Genomic DNA, 18,567 nt, shown 5'->3' with positions numbered 1-18,567 from the left:
CTGTCTTATATATTAGAGATGAAAGCCCCTGCTACCTATCCTTCTGTATAAATCCAATTTACAGGAGAAGAAGGAGCAAGGGCATCGGTTGTACAGCCTAAGTGCGATTAGCGAATTTGAGTATCCGCTTGCTTCTGCGCTTCTTTCAGAACAGTGTCTACATCTTTGCCACCTAGATAAGATTGTACTGCTACAACCATAATGTCTTCGATTGCGTAAGTGTTCATGCCATAGTTGACGTTAGGAATTTGCTCGGTCCATGCTGCAAAGTCTGATACGACCTTTTGGCCTTTGAAAAATTCATCCGCAGCTGAGTAAGCTTCACCGCTCGCCGCAGCTTTCAAGGTGCCGATAACACCAACTTTTGTATTCAACGTCTGATACAGTTCAGCATCAGAGGCAAAAGTCTTAGATAGGAACTCAGCTGCTGCTTCTTTTCCATCTACATTCATTACGTACCAGGAACTACCTCCAAGGTTGGAAGCGTGAACAGAGCCTTCTGTTGCTCCTAACTTAGGTAGTGGAGCTACTGCCCATTTACCAGATTGAGAAGCTTCTGCTTTAATCGAAGGTGTAATCCAGTTACCTGTAGGTACACTAGCCACTTCACCACCATTGAATGCACCTACAAACTGACTCCAGTCTGAAATTACTTTTACGATCCCGGAATCCATCATTTCTTTGTACATCACAAGTGCCTCTTTCAAAGCCGGGTTGCTTTCTATGGTCGGAGTCTGACCATCATCTCCGGTATACCATGCGCCCGCCGATTGGATCATCACTCGGATAAGACCAAGATCGTTCGGATCAAGTGTTAGCATGCTTTTGCCGGTTTTCTCTTTTACAGCTTTACCGATCTCGATATATTGCTTCCAGTCGATATCCTGTAATGCATCCAGGCTGTAGCCTGCTTGCTCGAGATAGTCTGTCCGTACATACATTCCAGTTACGCCAGAGTCAAACGGAACACCGTATTGTTTACCGTCAACACTGGTAGGGCCAATCTTATAATCCGCAAAGTCAGCAGCCTTTACAACATCCGTCAATTCATAAAAAGAATCTGGATAAGCTTGTAAGAAGCTCTGTGCACGATAATCTTCAATCAACACAATGTTAGGCAGACCCTTCGTTGAACCAGAGTTTAGCCCCGTATTCAGCTTTTGAACAATATCAGCTTGCGCGTTCTCAACGACGTTAACCGTTACGTCCGGATTAACTTTCGCATAAGCATCTTTGGCAACATTCATAGCGGCAATGTTAAACGCCGGGTCCCAAGCCCAAACTGTAATCTCTTTTGGCTTGCTGCTACCTTCGGCACCGGAGTTACCAGAGTTGCTCGTTTCATTTTTCGTTCCACCTGTGGAACATGCCGACAATAGAACCACACTAGCTAGCATTACGGATAATAATTTTTTCACTACGTAAACCCCCTTGATAGTCTGAAAAATAATAAAGATGGAAGCGTTTTCTCTGCTACGCCTCCATCTTATCATTTTGTATTCGTTTTCTTTGGCAGTATCTTTGTTAGCTTTGGTGATATTATTGGGTCCTATTTTGATTCTCATATCGACTCTGGTACTATTTTTAGATTCATGTAAAATTTTTAGTTTTTTAACAATGGAAGCGTAACAACGATTTGTGTACCTTCATTCCGTTTGCTTGTAATATTAATCCCGTATCTCTCACCGTATAACAATTTGATTCTGTCATCCACATTCCGTATACCTATCCCGGAGAACAGTTGGCGTTTGTGCTTCGAAGCTGGTAGCTGCTCCTCTTCCAGCAAATTCGGGTCAAGATCCATTCCATCACCGTTATCTACCACTTCACATACTAGTTGCTCTTCCTGCACGGAAATCATGATGAGAATTCTTCCCTCATCTTTAAGGTTGAATGCATGAAAGAATGCATTTTCGATAAAAGGTTGAAGAATTAGCTTCGGCATATGATAATCCAAGCTCTCTGGCTCCACAAAGTAATTCACACGGATCTTCTCACCATATCTCACGTGATTGATATACACATAATGCTTCAACGACTCCAATTCTTGACTAACAGGAATGGTAGAATGAACATCGCTTACTGTATTTTGCAGGAGTGAGATTAGTGAATTTATCGTTCCAGCTGCTTTTTCCTTATTGCCCTGCTGCACCAGAAATTTGATAGAAGCCAGCGTATTATATAAAAAATGTGGGTTAATCTGCATTTGGAGTGCCGCCAGCTCCGCATTACGTTGTTGCTTCTGAGTCTCCATCAGCTTATCAACATAATCATGAAGTGAATCAAGCATAAAATTGAAGGCGTTACCTAACTCCTTAACTTCATAACTACTATTAGTGACATCTACATGATTATCGAAATCACCTGTAGGAATACTCGACATCTGTTTAACGAGTACACGCAAGGACTTCGTCATTTTTCGGGTAATCAAAAAAACAATAATGAGCGATATTGCCACGATAGCCATGATTGTCAGTGTCACCGCTTTGGCATTCACCATCTGTCCGGTCACGGCGTTCTTATCTATCAGGTTCACCATATAAAAATCAAATTCAGGTAAGTATTCCGAGAAAACAATTCGTTCATTCCCCATTACATAGGTAGAATCGCCATTTTTACCTCCATCCTCTACTTCTTGCAGCAGCTTTTTATCGCGGAGCCCAATCATTTCTGTCTTGCTGCTGGATACAATTAATCCCTTCTTATTCAGCAACACGACGTCATTACCCTCACTCGTAAAGTTAGCGTAAAAGGGCTTGAAATCTCGGTCACGAATGGCTACGTACATGGTGCCATAAATTCTTCCGGTCGAATGATCAAATAAAGCTTTGGAAGCTACCAGCATAGGCTCTTTCACGTTCTCTTTATTTTCCCTTAGATCGAGCTGATACAGGATTTGATCAGGATGGGATATGGTTTCCTTCGTTATTGGGTGAGCCATTAGTTCATCTGCGGAAATGTCCCAATACCATGGATCTGTTGAATAACTCCTGCCATTTACACCCACGATCATGATACCAACATCAACGGCGCTGAGGTTAGAGCGGATTGCCCGCATGCCCTCTGTCATGTGATATGTTTTGATCGCAAGATTCACTGCATCCGTCTCTCCGCTAGATAAATAATTCCGGATAGCTTCATTTTGAGCCATCATAGTAGCACCGGTAGCAATAATGTTGTTATACGATTCCAGGTTTGACTTCATCTGATTCAGCAGTTTGCCGTTTGTAATACTAAAGGTCTGTAAAAATAATTTCTCCGACATACTAATTGTAATAGCCAGCGTCAAGAGTGATACAGTTACGATGCTAATTAGGGTCACGAGAAACAGCTTGAGGAATAAGCCCTGCTTTCTAATATTGTTAATGAAATTTCCAATCATGGCTGCTCTACGTCCCGTCTCCGGTACCGGCTTGGAGAAATGCCAGTCTGCTTTTTAAATACCTTGGTGAAATAACTCTGATCTGAATATCCCACGCTTGCGCTAATATCAGAAATTGATTTTTCTGTTGTCTCGAGCAATTCCATAGCTTTTTCCAAACGGACTTTATTCAGGTACTCACTAAAGCCTTCTCCATTATGGGCAGTAAAATAACTCGATAAATAAGAAGCATTGAAGTGGAACTGTCTAGCTACCCCTGTCAGTGTGATCGGATCTGCATAATGATTCTGAATATATTCGAGTAGCTTTGTCATATTGGGGTTAACCGATGAATTCGTCTCACCAATCGTGCGCTCAACTTCTCGAATGAATGCTTCGGTAACAGCAATAGCATCACTTGCATACATCGCTTCATCTATTTTTCGGAAGTAGTCGTATTTGGTCTCCTCGAGACCTCCGATCTCACACTTCATTTTTCCAAGCGTGGTCGCTACGTTAAATATAAAGTTGCCCAATAGCGATTTAAATTCGAAAATATCAATGCGATAATCCATTGAACGCAGATGGACATATTCAAGAAACTCTGTAAATGCCTTCTGGAATTGCTTACGTCTCAACTGGTCCATTAATTCTCCCATATCAATTTCCTGATATGCTCCCGGAAGACCCGGCAAATGATCATTCTCAATCAGACTTCGTTCTGGCAAGTAGAAACTGTATCGTGTAAGCTTCAAGTAATTGTCTCGATAAATCTCACCAAGTCTCTCAAAGTGCGCGAAGCTCTGACTGATAATAAAATGTGTTTCTCTCACACGATGTTCTATTTCTGAGATCAGATAACGGAGTTCAATCACAAGCTCGTCCCAATGTTCTGGATTAACGTTAAGCAAATAAATGACCGAGTCGTTAACAAACTTTAACCGAATAAACACAACATCGTCCAAAGCTAACTTTTGAATTCCTCTTTCGATTTCATTTGCGAACGTTAACTTATCACCAGAATCTTTAATATGCTTCATATCTGCTCCGAAAATTGCGAATTGTGCGTGTGGAAACTTGGAATGAAGCAAAGCAGGTTCTAGCACTGACTCATAACCCGTCATGAGCTTCTCGATCGCGAACAAAAGCTGCTTTTCCTCTGGATCTGCCCCTGGGTCGCTTATCTTCATCCCTGCCATCTTAGCTGTAGTTTTATTTAGGATGGACAACAGATAATCGGCTTCCAGCTTCGGCTTAAGGATGTAATCTGCTACCCCACTCTGAAATGTGGAACGGACATAATCGTATTCACTGAAGCTGCTTAAGACGATTACTTCAATGTGTGGGTACTTCTCCTTAACGATCTTGACTAGCTTCTCCCCGCCCATTATTGGCATTACGATATCCGTAATAATAATATGAGGATTCAGCTCATCCATCATACTCAGTGCTTCAACGCCGTTAGAGGCCTCTCCGACGATTCGATACCCTTCTTGTTCCCAATCCAAAAGATGTTTAATTCCCTGTCTAACCAGCATCTCGTCATCCACAATCATAATCTTAAATATTGGTTTCATATCTGCCCCCTTGCAGCTGTTCAACCTGTTATTATGTTCATTCACTGATTGAACAAATTTAAAAAGTCATACAAATGACCAGAACGCCATTCCTTCATACTATCGAAGCATTGGATGTAACCGTTTTCTATTTATCTGTTACAGTTCAATCCATCCGACTCGGAGCGACCTTCTATACAAATAAAGCCTTGAGACTTACTTAAATTTGTTTAAACCAAATAATAGTCCTCACCAGTAATTATGGTCAAGTCCCCATTTTCAAATCCAATTCCAAGCACAAGTTAATTCATTTTATTCACAATAATTATATATCGAATTACAATAAATTAATGTTGATTCGCGATTGTTTTTTGTGTATTATATGATTATCAAGCAAAGGAGAATGTCATATGAAAAAGAAATATCTATTAGCCGCTTCACCATTATTATTAAGCATCATCAGTTTAATGATCTCACGTATGGTGGGTTCAAGCGTGGGACCGGATGGAATCTTGCATGAGCCGGCTTTCTTCTTAATTCCGCTTAGTTACCTATTTTTTTTCTGCAGTATTGTAGCGTTCCTATTCGTAGGTCTCGGGTCAGTCCTCAATAATAGAAAAAAGATTTCGTAATAGCGTTGTGTCGGGACATTAACTTTCATAGCAAAAAGAAAGAAGCCGCAATCTATCGCGGCTTCTTCTGTGTTGGATGTTCATTTTAAATTTGACATGAACTCTATAAACTCAATTTCTGCTGGAGTAAGACTACCAGCTCTTCAGCTGTATCCCAAACGATTGGACGGATATTCTTCACTTGTACGAAAAGATCATTAGCATCGCTGCTGTTCACAGTCCAAATCACTGGAATGTTCAACCCGAGCGCATATCCTGCAGTAAAATACACTTCAGGAGATTGGCCGGTTAAATCAGCGATAATCAGTTTACTCTCCTCTATAAGCTCCAAAGAATACGGTTCAAGGTTTTGCATTGACGTATGCCTTAGTAACCGTGGTATATAACCAAACTGCTCGATTTTAGGAAGCAGCTTATCCACCCACTCCGTGTGCAAATCCTCCGCATCTGACAATAGAACGATACAGGGTTTTAATTTTTTGCCTCCTGCGATTGCGGCAGCTTCATTCCATCCCTTGTCCGTCAGTTTAAAGGTCATGCCTTCCCTGATCATAAACTGCTCGTTAATCAGCTTATCTATGATATATACCAGTTCTTGCAGATTAGGCGAATACGTTAGGTTATAGCTACTGGAGAGTGGCTGAATAACAACGGATTCCCCAGGGGCTTCAGAATGTCTGTATAAGTATTGTAGTAAACGGTTTCCTTTATCTTCAATCGTCACTGGAATTTTCGAGGAATTTACAATGGATTCTAAATCGTCGGCCGATAGACTGACCTTTTCTCCACGATCTGTCAGCTCCCGTATATAAGCCGATATCACATGAAACATATCGCGTTTCTTTGGATGCGCGAGAGAATTTATAGGCTCATAGCTGTCTCTCAATAAGTTATAGAACCCGTCAGGAGAACAATTACAGCCTAAAAATCTATCGTAATCACCTTCCGATGTAATGGATACCATCTCATCACAGAACAAGCAGTATTTCTTAATCATTACAACTCATCACCTCTTATTCATTGATATCCCCTTACCTTACCAAGAATATCTTAAAAAGTAGACAAGAAGATATTTCCTTTAGCACTGAACAAAGAAGTGAAACATCATAAATGTCCACAAAAAGACACTGACTTGTATCCGTGTCTTTTTATGGTCCGATGAGTATTTTTTTGGTTTTTGATATGCTCATTTAAAGCTGTTGATAGTATTATTTTTATATAAATAGCGAAAAAAATCATATTGACTCATTATTTGAAATTAAAGTATATTCTTAGCAAATGAACCATTATTTATTTATATTTTATGTATTTACTTTTGAGGATAGAGTCCTTTTTCAGATTCTATCGAATGACATGCAATACATTTACTGATTTAGGAGGTGATTAAGTTGAATACATAAAACTTGTTTTTAAAATGGACAGGCGGCAGGTTAAGAAATTAATTAAAATTGAAGAAGGAGTGTATTTTCATGAAACGAGTTCAAATTAGGTACGGAGTGAAAATGTTTTTGGCACTTGTGTTAGTTGTATCTGCATCGTCACTCGCACTAACTTCAACGACGCACGCTGGAGTGCCAATTCCTCTCAAAATTATCAATGAACACAGCAATAACGTGCTGTCAGTCAGCGGAGCGGATTCACAAGCAGACGGTGCGCTTATCGTACAATACATCGATCAAGGAGCAGAATATCAAAAATGGTATCTCGAAATTGCAGAAAACGGATATTATAATTTCAGAAACATAGCTAGCGGAGATTTATTGGATGTCAACGGAGCATCTTCATCCGATGGGGCCAGTGTTATTCAATGGCCGAGCAATAACGGGTGGAACCAACAGTGGGAGCTTATTCCAACTGGTGAAAAAAACATGTATAAAATTAAAAACCGAGCCAGTGGCAAGTTATTGGATATATCGGGACAAGATAAAACCAGCGGTGCGCAGGCCATTCAATGGAGTGATAACGGCGGTCACAATCAGCACTGGTATATAGAATATATACGAAAAAATTAAGCTATTTCCAAATACAAGAAATGGCGGTGCAGGGAAACATCCCGAGCATCGCCATTTCTTAATTTAACATATTTTAGGATTGTTATTCCTTTTGATAGCGGAACCAATCATAATATGCGATTGTTCGGTTGATAGAGTAGTTATACATCCCAAAGAACACTCCGGTAAATCCGCCTGCCACTTCAGTAGAGATCAAGTGTGTCTCCGCTTCACCTAGTGGATGCCATAACTGATCTGCACCTCGATAAGAGAACAAATATTTCTCAGGTAATGCTTGAATCTTCAATTCTACGACTGTGTCTTCCAATGGAGAAGAATATTTCACATCACTTATGCTACCCACTTGTCTTCGCAGCGTAATCACATTTTCACCTTCTACCTGGGTTAGTCCGATTGCGTAGTGATACATCTGATCCATAAACACAACAAGACCCGCTTCATCACCATCTAGTGGGTTGAATTCCATTTTAGTGGAAATTTCACAATCCAAGTGACGCTGTCTACAGCCAATAAATGCAGGCGTTCCCTGTTCGCTTAATCTCACATCAGCTCCATGTAATGCTAGCCACCCTGGTCGCTCCTGCAAAGACCAATCGACTTTTTTAGCATTGCGAATAAAATTCCAGCTCATTCCTAAATCAGATCGATTAAAATCATCGGTCTCAGGCTCGTCTTTCCATAGCACTGGTGGTGGAGTGTCAGCTTCCATTTCTAATCCAACAACACCGTGATCTCCAATCATCGGCCATCCATCTTCACTCCAATGGACCGGAGCAAGAAATGTCTCTCTGCCAAGATGATGTCGATATGGATATCCTACTGGTCGAATCCCTAGAAATACCGCCCACCAGCTGCCATCCTGTGCTTCTACCAGATCGCCATGTCCCGTAGCTTGTATAGGGTAATCCGAGCTCCGGTGAGTCAAAATGGGATTCCGGGGTGAGGATTCATAGGGTCCATAGGGTGATTTACTTCTTGCTATGGTTTCCATGTGTCCATATTCTGTCCCGCCTTCAGCACACATTAAATAATAGTAGCCATTTATTTTATAAAGATGTGGTCCTTCAGGAAATTTACCGCCACTGCCTGTCCATATCAAACGAGAATCGCACAGCTTATGGCCCGTTTCAATATCAATCTCACATTGGTAGATTCCCATACCATCCTTGGTGCCAGTGCTTGTAAAATATACTTTTCCATCGTCAAAAAATAAGGATGGATCAATCCCTTCCTGATCCACATAAATAGGATCCGACCACTCACCTGCTGGATCCACCGTCCAAACATAGAAATGTCCACCGCTATCCTGATTTGTCGTCACCATATAGAATCGACCATTATGATGACGAATGGTTGGTGCCCACACCCCTCCAGACACGACCGATTTATCAAATTGAAGCTGGGAATCACGTGTTAAGCAATACCCGAGCTGCTTCCAATGGACTAAATCTTTACTATGCCAAATGGGTATTCCCGGAGAGTAAGCAAATGAACTGTTTACCAAAAAGTAATCCTCGCCTACTCTGCAAATGCTTGGATCTGGATAAAAACCTGGTAATATAGGATTGTTATATTTCATGAAGCATTCTCCTTTTGTTGAACATTTGAATCTATGTCAAGGATTATACTCCACTAGCTAAACGATAAACCTTGATTATCCAGTCGTAAAATAGCATGATATAGACATTCATCTAGACATGCTTTTGGAGGGTTACGAATTGAGCGAATTTTATTTGAATTGGTTTACATCAGATCAGAAATTCCCATTCTTTATTCAATACGGCTTTCACGACAATGATACTGACCTTCATAGACATGTGGACTTTTCAGAGCTCGTAATCGTCTTGAGTGGTACTGCTACGCATATTGTGAATACCGAAGAATCATTCATCAAGAAGGGGAATGTTTTTGTAATTAACGGTTCAACCCCGCATGCTTTTAAAGATCCTCAGGATTTTAAGATCTGTAATATTATGTACAAGCCTGAAATGCTGTCGACGGCTGGACCGGATCTGCGAACTTCGAATGGCTTTCAGGCGCTGTTTGTATTGGAACCGTTGTATCGTCATAAACATGCCTACACAAGTAAACTAAGCTTGCCAATTCCCATGCTGGAGTTTGTCACTGCACTCATTGCCGGTATGATTGAAGAATATAGCCACAAGCTTCAAGGATATCAGACGTTGCTCGTCTCACGGTTTATGGAACTGGTTGTCTATTTATCAAGGCATTATGAAAAACAGGATAAAGGCAGCCAGGATAATCATCTAATACATTTGGCGAAGTCGCTCTCTTTTATGGAAGACCATTATCTTGAAACGTTGTCGCTGGATCAAATCGCCGCACACGCAGGGATATCTGTTAGACACTTAAACCGGATCTTTCGCTCTTACTATCAGACGACTCCTATCTCCTATCTCCATCGATTGCGTCTGGAACGGGCTTGCAGCTTGTTGAAGCATTCTAACTTCAGTATTACTCAGATCTCACATGAAAGCGGGTTTAGCGATAGCAATTACTTTACACGACAATTCACCAAAACCTACGGTATGTCTCCTAAGGCTTATCGGAAGAAGCTATAAAGGAACTGTTCACTCGCCCTTTTCAGAAGGAATTGTGTCGTTAAGTTCCTTGTTCCATAGAATAGCTTAATGATGTTCCTGGAGTTCTACTTGGCCAAAAGAGGTGAAACGATGAGTTTTTCTGTGAACGGGGGAGCGCCCTCTGGATATTACCGGAGTGTCTTGGAACTTGAAACAGAATGGGGACAAAAAAGAACTATCCATGAAGCTGGACAGGTTATTCCGTTTGATTTCGGTCAAGTGGCCGAGTTCACCGCTCCTAAAAGCATTGAATCGAGTATTCATCCTGCACTGACGCCTTATTGTTTACAGCCGTTTGGCGGATACGTAGCCACCATCTCGAGTGGAAGGGTATGGGGAGAATCTGGTGCTGTTCTATCTCCGGAGGGAAAGCTGATCTTTGATCTGTCACAGGAATATGACGCCGTTCAAAATAGAATGCTAGAAGCTGAGGAACACCCTTTGTTCCACCGGTGGAATGATCCAAAACTTCAATATTTAGAAGGAACCGTGGCTGTGTTGACGTTTTGCGGAAGCCATAACTATTTCCACTGGTTGTATGATGTGCTCCCTAGGCTGGCGATGCTCAAAACGAGTGGAATTCCTTATACCTCTATCATCATGAATCCAAATCCATATGGACCATTTGTGGAACAAACCTGGGCTATGCTCGGTATATCAGAGTCTTCAGTAATCCGGACAAATCCTGAAGCTTACTTTGAAGCTGATCAGCTACTTGTCCCTTCTTTGATGATGAATTCCCACTATCCCCCGTGGACCACGGATACGCTACGTAAATTATTATTGCCTCACAGGGAATCAACACTCGCTACACCTGAGCGTATTTATATTTCTCGAAACAAAGCAAGCACCAGGCGCTTGGTTAATGAAGAGGAAGTTATACGCTGCCTTGAAAAATATAGCATTCAACCTATTTATCTTGAGGATTGGACGGTTGCCCAGCAAATCCAGTTATTCGCTTCGGCAAAGGTAATCATGGGAGCACATGGCGCTGGACTGGCCAATCTGGCTTTTTGTCAATCTGGAACACAAGTTATTGAAATTGTTCATGAACAGCATGTCGTTCCAACGTATTGGATGATCAGCAACCATAACGCTCTTGATTATTACTTGATGTATGGTCAAGGCTGGCCAGATCCTGCTATTCGTTTTCCGGGATTCGAAGATATCTATGTGGATATAGATCGTCTGAAGCAGATTTTGCATTTGGCAGGTTTGAATACTTAGCCCATCGTCATTAAGCTTGTCTACGCTTCTTAAAGAGAAATTTGCGGGTTTCTGGTTTTTTAAAGCGATGTGTGTGTTTTGTTCAATACTGAACAGGTCCTATAAAAGTGTTCATTTTTTTGAAAGTAAGGAGAAAATCAAATGTCTAAAGTGGATAGAAGGATTCTTAAATCACAAGAAGCACTTAAAAAAGCTGTTATTGAACTGATGTCCGAGAAGAATTTTGACGACATTACCATACAGGATCTCTCCGACAAGGCAAATGTAAGCCGAGGAACCATTTATCTTCATTATCAGGATAAATATGATTTGTTAGACAAGCTTATCGAGGAACATATAGAAGTTCTTAGAGTACTTTGCGAATCAGCAGCAGATTTAGATTTTATTGAGGCCACGTTGAAGTGGACGGAATACTTCGATAATCATTATTCTTTTTTCTCTATGATGCTGGCGAGCAAAGGCGCCCCTTATTTCCGTAATCGGTTCTTAACCTTTCTTCAAAAAGAGTTTAGACATGAAGTAAATGTAACGGAAGGGATAAACCACGGATTAAATGAAGAGGTTATCATTAGTTTTGTGGCATCAGCTTATGCAGGGGTTGTGGAATGGTGGTTCAAGAATGAGAAGCCTGTAACACATCAAATATTGGCTGAACAACTCGGGACTTTGTTGGAAAGGAACTTATAGCTCCACCATCGGAAAAACCGATTGATATACAAAGCACCGCCTGATAAATTCTTCAGGCGGTGCTTTGCTTTTATTTTTCCGCAGAACGGTTCTTATTTCTGGTAATTCTTCGTTCTTTCATCCTCTATAACACCATTCCAATTCATTCCAAAGGCAAAATCATATACATTTCCTTCTGAATCCGCATGACATTCCATGTCATGTGCCACATCTTCCAGCTGCTCTTCTACCGTTTGCATACCTGATGGCATTTGTACTGGGAGCAATCCCGAAGGCTCCTCGGCACCCGTTAACACCTCCATAAGTGCTTGATCCTGTAACCCAAAATTAACAAGTATAGCATCAGCCTCTCCCTCAAATTCGGCAACAACCGAAGGATTGGACAATAACATCGACACAATTACCGGTTTGTCTTTCATCAGCTTGCGAGCTTCCAGGACACGATCCAGATCGCTCTCATTATGCGTAACAACGGTTTTTCCTTTATAAGAACGGTTAAGTACATCGTTATCTCGCGCATCTCCAGCTAAGCTCTGCTCCCGAGCATGTTCCGCAGTGTACGGTCTAAATTGCAAGCTAATGGGCACATAGCCGTTACCACCTTGCTCAGAATCTTCCTGACTAAAGCCTACTCCTGATTTAGGACTGCTTATGAAGACAAGAGCAAAGTCTGCTTTTTCCGGCTGATCTGTCACATAATAATATTTAGACACAACATCCAGGTTCACTGGATATTCTGTCTTTTCCAGCGTTGGGTTGCCGAACCAATCCTTTCCTGCTGGAGTATAACGCTTCGGAACATATACGGTTTGTTTCGCTGCCAACGGCAATACCCGATTTTTGTTTTTCAGCAGCACGATCGACTTCAGCTGTGCTTCATAGCCTGATTGCATAAACTCAGGATTCCCAACAATCCGAGCGCTCTCCTCAGGCTTCAAATACGGGTTCTCGAAGAGACCCAGACGGAAAATATTAAGTAGAAGCCGAACAGCTGACCGCTCAAAGCGATTCCGCATCCATACCTCTCCATGCTCAGCTACTCCCATTCGGTATGCTTCAAGGACGGGCTCCATCTCATTATTGCCGCCGAATTGGTCAACGCCTGCCATCAAGAGCTTGTAATGCCGTTCTGCGACGGACATACCCTCTACGCCCCAAGGTTTACCACTGAGAAAGGAATCCTTACTATCTGATTCGTCTGCTGTAATGAGCCAATCCGTGCACACTACGCCATCGTAACCGTATTTCCCCCGAAGCAGGTCGTTAATAAGATAGGAATTATAAGAGTTTCCGACATTCTCCCCGTTCACTTGATCTTGATCTGTAGAAATTGTGTAATAAGGCATGACTGCTGAAGCCTGTTTGGTTGGGCCTTCCAGCTTGAAAGCCCCTTCTGTAAATGGAATAAGATGTTCATCAAAGTTAGCACCCGGATAGACAGCATATTTGCCACAAGCATAATGCGCATCCCTTCCGCCTTCCCCGGAACCACCGCCAGGCCAGTGTTTTACCATAGCGTTCACGCTGTCATATCCCCAGCCTTCGTTAATCTCCCTGTCATCTTTCGAGCTCTGGAAGCCGTCGACATAAGCCTTTGCCATGTCAGCAGATAACTTCGAATCCTCGCCAAAAGTGCCGTTAAAACGAAACCATCGTGGATCTGTAGCAATATCGATTTGAGGCGATAGCGCCGTCCCTAGACCAAGTGCACGATACTCACGTGAGGCAACTTGCCCAAAACGATAGGTGATCTTCGGATCGAAGGTTGCCGCAAGGCCCAGCGTCTCCGGCCACATGGAGATTTGTCCACCAGCTCCAGCATTAAACTCTGAGCTAGAATCTGAGCCATGGCGTGGGTCGGAGCTGTTGTTGGCTGGAATCCCAAGGCCGGTTCCTTCTGCAAATGCCTGCACCTGATTGTTCCACAGAGCAGCTATTTCTGGACTCTCCACGGTGGTCACCAGAATATGTCTCAGATGGTCCTGTGCCAGAAATGCTAATTGTTCATCGGTAAGCTCCCATGGCTTAGCTCCGCTCTCCTCATAGGATTTACCGTTATATGTTCCTGAGAACCAGCTGCTACTAAGTGCTGGTATGGATTGATGACGACTATACAGCATGAGTCCAGCAATTTGTTCAATACTCATTTGTGAAGCTAGATCTTCAGCCCGCTCTCGCGGCGTCAATCGCCAGTCCTCATATTTATCCAGCTTGCCATTACGATTCAGATCTTTGAAGAACAGTCCATCCTGCTCGAGAATCTGCACTCCAGAATCCGGGGAATAACCCAAGGTTGGACCGCCCTTATTGCTTACGTAAGAAATGGTATGAAGGCTTTTAGTGTTAATAGTCTCTCTCTGATTCATATGGTTTCCCTCCACTGTTTTCTTGTTTGTTTTTTCTTAGACCAGATTGGCTTTTTGTGATTGCGTTTCGACAGCTGTTAGTTCAGCAGTTTGAGCTCTTTTCTCTGTTCCCACTTCTGGAAGTGGCTTCACTGCCAGCATACCGAGTATAGTGCAGACGGCAAGGAAGATGTAAAAGAAGGTCCAGCTGCCAATGCCTAACAGCACAGGAGCGATTGCTGGAACAATGGACTGAGGCAACGCATTAGCTACGTTCATAATCCCGAAGTCTTTGGCGGAATCCTCTTTACTTGGAAGAATCCGTGCAACGAGTGCCATATCGACGGCTGAGAAGCAGCCAAAGCCCAATCCGATCACTGCAGCTCCGGCAATGTAGGCCGGATAACTTGGCACAAAGGCAAACAACAGAACCCCAATAGCAATGATGAACCCTGAAACAATCAGGAATGGTTTTTGCTTACCAAATTTATCTGACAACACCCCACCGAAGATACTTGTAATTGCAACACCCACTAACATAACGATATTAATCGTAGCAACCTTTGCGGTGGCCAGCTCTTCCGTAAGTCCCATCCGGTTTACCAGCATGACTGTGAGGTATAAAGTGCTACAATATCCCATCATGATCAGGAACTTGGATACGAAAGCCCAAGAGAATTCCGGGAATTTACGTGGACTAGGAAAAATCGTACTCAGCTTCTTACCCAGCGATATTTGATTATGTGTCTTGGGAACAAGTTCTACTTTACCTTCTTTAATAATCAACGTACTGAGAAGTGGACCTATGATGCCGATTACACCTAGCAAAAGCCACTTAATTTCTGAAGAAACTGAAGTCATCACTGTCATCATGATCATCCCTACCGTCATAGCGATTGGAATAGTGAGACCGATTAATCCGGAGATTGTCCCTTGTTTCTCCTGAGGTACTTGGTCTGGAATAAGCGCTGTATAGGCTGCCATCCCTACATTGAAGAAAAATTGTGCGACTGCCCAGCTAATCATGATCTGCCAAGGCTCGTTGGCGAAACCAGTACATACCAGCGCAGCACAGCCAACTAGTGGACCTAGGATAATCCACGTGCGCCGCCGTCCGAACGAAAGATGGGTTCGGTCACTGAGTGCACCGCCAATCGGATTTCCGATAAGAGCAAAGAATGCACCTATTCCTGCAACCAGTCCATAGGAAGAGGTATATCCATTCGGATCCACTTCAATCATTTTAAAGGTCAGCAGCAAGGTGGCAGGTGTCATCAGTGCCAGCATCATCATGCCGTAACCAAGCAGAATACCAAAGGTCAATCTACGAAAAGGGGTGTGAACCTGCCCTTTAATCGATGCTCCAGTCATTGTAATTCCTCCTCGTCCTTTTAGAAAACGTTTACAATTTGATTATAAAATAAACCACCTCTTGGAGGAGAGGTGGTCAATTACACACTTTTAGGTTCATTTTTAATCTAAATGAAAGCGTTTCAATGTCATTCATCAAGATGAAGCTTAAAAATTGACTCATTTTCTCATAACAATGGAGTCAGCTCAATGAGCTCTACGCTATGAGGTTCCATTCTAATGACAACAGAAAGCCCTTCACCTACTTCAAGAATCTGAATCTGTCTACCTGGAAGAGAGGCAGCTTTTAGATAAGCAGTGTCCTCTACAGTCAGAACGGGTGGAGCCCCCATTTCTACCCACTTGTCAAAGCTGCTGCCATGTGCCCTGCTGATCGAATGGTTCACTTGCTTATATCTGCCAGATGGTAATCCAGTTAATGTGAGTTCAATTTTAAGATGCCTCTCGTTTTTGAAGCCATTATAACGACTAGTAGGTGTAATGAATGAAGTATCACCAAGCGCGTACAAATCATCAAAATGACAGTAATTATAAGCCAAAATCTGATAACCACCTCTTCCAGCCGCCACAATATAACCCTCTTCATGTGCGACTAGCCGATCCCCCAGTTTAGCGAGCATTTCATAGGCATGCATAGCGGCTTTCGGAATTCCATACTGAGCCATAAGTCCAAGACCACCATGAAATATCCGGGATGAAGCCGCCGTTTCTTCAATATTGTCACTCAGTACCCAATATCCGAACCCATTGATACTGTCGAGATTTTCGATGATATTTTTTACGATATATGCAGCTTTATATAATGTGTCATTGGTCAGTTCACGATGAAATGCCGTTGAATTCCATTCGGTTAAATATAGCTCTTGACCATTAAGTCCCAAATCAGCGAGCAGCCCTATTTCACGCTCCAGCGATTCCTTCAAATAATCGGGGTTTGGGGACACTTTGTTGAACCCCTCTACTGTAAGTGGAGATATTTCTTTTTCACTTAATCGTTCTTTAGGCTCCCAATTTTTACTAAGCAGATCATCCATGTCCTCATGCGGATAAAAATGTAACGGGATAAAGTCTGGAAGACAACCCCGTTCTTTGCAGAAAGCGAAAAACTGTTCACAAAACGCATTGGAGTTCAGAGTAATAATTCTACCAGGAGCGCCAATCTGAAGGTTCAGAGAGATGGATTTAAGGGTCTCGAACGTTTGGGCATACAATTCGTTGTACGCTTCTTCCGTCGCAGGCCAGAACAAACCATATTCCGGTTCGTTCCAGAATTCAAACTTCCAGCTTTCCACCTCTTCAAGACCATACCGATTGAGACAATGGCGAATAAACCGATCTACCAATTCACACCAGCGGTCCATGGATTTAGGCGGACTCACGTAACTCTTTTCATAAAACACATGTTTACTGCTGTCTGCTGCGAGATCAAAAGGCATAAACCCCAGTTCTATAAAAGGCTTCAAGCCGATCGATAACAAAAAATCAAACAACTGATCTACAAAGCGAAAATTAAAATGTGCCTGCCCTTCGTGATCCTCCTGGTACACCATCATTGAATCATCAAAAATTCCATGAAAACGCAAATAGCGAAACGGACACCGCTCTTGTACATATTTCAAATGAGCTTGTACATCACTTTGAAGTCCTTCATTTGCTTTACTAATCGTAATGATATTTTTCCAGCTATGCTGGATTTGCCGCTGAATCCTGTCTAATGGAATACTCGCAGATAGCTGAACAACCGCATGTACGGGTTCAAGCTGGTGCGACTGACTACGCCGGAGGAATTGCCGAACAATGCCCAGTGCGCTGGATTGATTAAATGCTAAGTAGCCGGAAGCAGAACCTTCCTGTTTCGCATGAGTTTGAGGCCGATATTTTTTGCGATATTCATGTGGTGTAATATGATATCGGCTTTTGAATGCAGCGTAAAAAGATTTTGCGTTTGGAAAGCCCTGCTCAAGTGCCAGCTCAGTAAGCGAATGCTCTTGATCTCTTAAAAGGGCTTCTACGGTATTTTTTAAACGAATGCTGGTTAAGTAAGTCTGGAAGTTGACCCCAATGTTCTCGCTAAAAAATTTGGACAAATACGGCACCGACAAATACTCTCGTTCTGCGATTGTCTGCAGCGACACCGGGTCTTTATAATGTTCATCTATATAAGTGATGATGCTCATCATTCGTTCCATATATTTTATATTCATCGCTTCGCCGGAATTTGGCAGTTTGAACTGTTTGACCAAAATAGAGAATAACCCAAGCATACGTGCTTCCATCTCCAGCTCATAGGCTTCTCCGCCTTTATACTTAAGTTGTACCATTTCAGCCATGAGCTGACGCATGTTATCTAAGCCATTTTGCTTCTCAGGACCGACTTCAGCAGAATAACATTCAAAGCTGATCTTCTCCACATTGTGGATATGCTGCTTAAGATAGGTTGTTGGGATTTGAAAGGTAGCGATGATATTCTGATCTAATCCGATAACTTCATGCACGTAACACTGGTTAATGAGTAGCATATCCCCTTTTTTAAGCCTATATTGACGGTTTCCGGTCGAAACCTCTAGATTGCCGGACAGCACAAAAATCAGCTCCACACTCATATGCCAGTGATTCGGCACAAAGTTGACGCTATGTAAAGAAACATCAAACGGTAATTTGCCTTCGGTCTCAAGCTGCTCATAGCTGGAATGGCTCAAATAATCACTTCCTTGTTTACATTATCTTGTAGTAGCATACAATGTAGCGTTTCGGCGGTCAATTCGATGGTCTG

General features: G+C 42.4%; 13 protein-coding genes. 5 read left to right on the top strand and 8 right to left on the bottom strand.

The window, feature by feature from the left end; translation table 11 throughout:
• Nucleotides 1–107 precede the first annotated feature (107 nt).
• The 3 genes from MKX41_RS07770 to MKX41_RS07760 all read right to left on the bottom strand — a co-directional run bounded on the left by MKX41_RS07770 (nucleotide 108) and on the right by MKX41_RS07760 (nucleotide 4,938).
• Nucleotides 108–1,418 (bottom strand): ABC transporter substrate-binding protein, encoded by a 1,311-nt coding sequence (locus tag MKX41_RS07770; RefSeq protein ID WP_340969394.1) that lies wholly within the window; start codon nucleotides 1,416–1,418, stop codon nucleotides 108–110.
• Between the two features lie 185 nt (nucleotides 1,419–1,603).
• Nucleotides 1,604–3,382 carry a sensor histidine kinase gene (locus MKX41_RS07765; RefSeq protein ID WP_149644523.1) on the bottom strand — a complete coding sequence of 593 codons (1,779 nt, stop codon included), beginning with the start codon at nucleotides 3,380–3,382 and terminating at the stop codon, nucleotides 1,604–1,606.
• Nucleotides 3,379–4,938, bottom strand: a complete 1,560-nt coding sequence (locus tag MKX41_RS07760; RefSeq protein ID WP_076299054.1) for a response regulator transcription factor — start codon at nucleotides 4,936–4,938, stop codon at nucleotides 3,379–3,381. Before MKX41_RS07760 ends, MKX41_RS07765 begins: the two co-directional genes overlap by 4 nt.
• Nucleotides 4,939–5,327: 389 nt before the next feature.
• Here MKX41_RS07760 and MKX41_RS07755 point away from each other — a divergent pair, with 389 nt between their 5' ends.
• Nucleotides 5,328–5,549 carry a DUF3955 domain-containing protein gene (locus MKX41_RS07755; protein WP_076299053.1) on the top strand — a complete coding sequence of 74 codons (222 nt, stop codon included), beginning with the start codon at nucleotides 5,328–5,330 and terminating at the stop codon, nucleotides 5,547–5,549.
• 103 nt (nucleotides 5,550–5,652) lie between these two features.
• On the opposite strand, the gene MKX41_RS07750 is transcribed toward MKX41_RS07755, so the two are convergent.
• Nucleotides 5,653–6,546, bottom strand: coding sequence for a hypothetical protein (locus MKX41_RS07750; RefSeq protein ID WP_340969392.1), 894 nt, complete (start codon nucleotides 6,544–6,546; stop codon nucleotides 5,653–5,655).
• A 472-nt stretch (nucleotides 6,547–7,018) separates the two neighbouring features.
• On the opposite strand from MKX41_RS07750, the gene MKX41_RS07745 reads away from it, so the two are divergent.
• Nucleotides 7,019–7,561, top strand: a complete 543-nt coding sequence (locus MKX41_RS07745) for an RICIN domain-containing protein (protein ID WP_076285732.1) — start codon at nucleotides 7,019–7,021, stop codon at nucleotides 7,559–7,561.
• An 82-nt stretch (nucleotides 7,562–7,643) separates the two neighbouring features.
• Here MKX41_RS07745 and MKX41_RS07740 read toward each other — a convergent pair whose 3' ends face one another.
• Nucleotides 7,644–9,140 (bottom strand): glycoside hydrolase family 43 protein, encoded by a 1,497-nt coding sequence (locus MKX41_RS07740; RefSeq protein ID WP_340969389.1) that lies wholly within the window; start codon nucleotides 9,138–9,140, stop codon nucleotides 7,644–7,646.
• A gap of 139 nt (nucleotides 9,141–9,279) precedes the next feature.
• Here MKX41_RS07740 and MKX41_RS07735 point away from each other — a divergent pair, with 139 nt between their 5' ends.
• The 3 genes from MKX41_RS07735 to MKX41_RS07725 all read left to right on the top strand — a co-directional run bounded on the left by MKX41_RS07735 (nucleotide 9,280) and on the right by MKX41_RS07725 (nucleotide 12,078).
• The gene (locus tag MKX41_RS07735; RefSeq protein WP_340969387.1) at nucleotides 9,280–10,143 is read left to right on the top strand and encodes a helix-turn-helix domain-containing protein; all 864 of its coding nucleotides are present in this window, start codon (nucleotides 9,280–9,282) and stop codon (nucleotides 10,141–10,143) included.
• A gap of 111 nt (nucleotides 10,144–10,254) precedes the next feature.
• A complete protein-coding gene (locus MKX41_RS07730) occupies nucleotides 10,255–11,391 on the top strand; it encodes a glycosyltransferase family 61 protein (RefSeq protein ID WP_340969385.1) in 1,137 nt (378 codons plus the stop codon).
• A 141-nt stretch (nucleotides 11,392–11,532) separates the two neighbouring features.
• On the top strand, nucleotides 11,533–12,078 hold the full coding sequence (locus MKX41_RS07725) for a TetR/AcrR family transcriptional regulator (protein ID WP_339271263.1): 546 nt from the start codon (nucleotides 11,533–11,535) through the stop codon (nucleotides 12,076–12,078).
• A gap of 92 nt (nucleotides 12,079–12,170) precedes the next feature.
• Here MKX41_RS07725 and MKX41_RS07720 read toward each other — a convergent pair whose 3' ends face one another.
• The 3 genes from MKX41_RS07720 to MKX41_RS07710 all read right to left on the bottom strand — a co-directional run bounded on the left by MKX41_RS07720 (nucleotide 12,171) and on the right by MKX41_RS07710 (nucleotide 18,493).
• Nucleotides 12,171–14,444: a glycoside hydrolase family 3 protein gene (locus MKX41_RS07720; protein ID WP_340969384.1), complete on the bottom strand. Its 2,274-nt coding sequence runs from the start codon at nucleotides 14,442–14,444 to the stop codon at nucleotides 12,171–12,173.
• Nucleotides 14,445–14,480: 36 nt separating this feature from the next.
• The gene (locus tag MKX41_RS07715; RefSeq protein ID WP_340969382.1) at nucleotides 14,481–15,794 is read right to left on the bottom strand and encodes an MFS transporter; all 1,314 of its coding nucleotides are present in this window, start codon (nucleotides 15,792–15,794) and stop codon (nucleotides 14,481–14,483) included.
• Between the two features lie 167 nt (nucleotides 15,795–15,961).
• Nucleotides 15,962–18,493: a GH39 family glycosyl hydrolase gene (locus MKX41_RS07710; RefSeq protein WP_340969381.1), complete on the bottom strand. Its 2,532-nt coding sequence runs from the start codon at nucleotides 18,491–18,493 to the stop codon at nucleotides 15,962–15,964.
• Between the last annotated feature and the right edge of the window lie 74 nt (nucleotides 18,494–18,567).

This window comes from Paenibacillus sp. FSL R5-0475 (assembly GCF_038004585.1).
Classification (GTDB): domain Bacteria; phylum Bacillota; class Bacilli; order Paenibacillales; family Paenibacillaceae; genus Paenibacillus_AQ.
The sequence above is the reverse complement of the archived record's forward strand: the minus strand, read 5'-3'. Positions and strand labels throughout refer to the sequence as shown.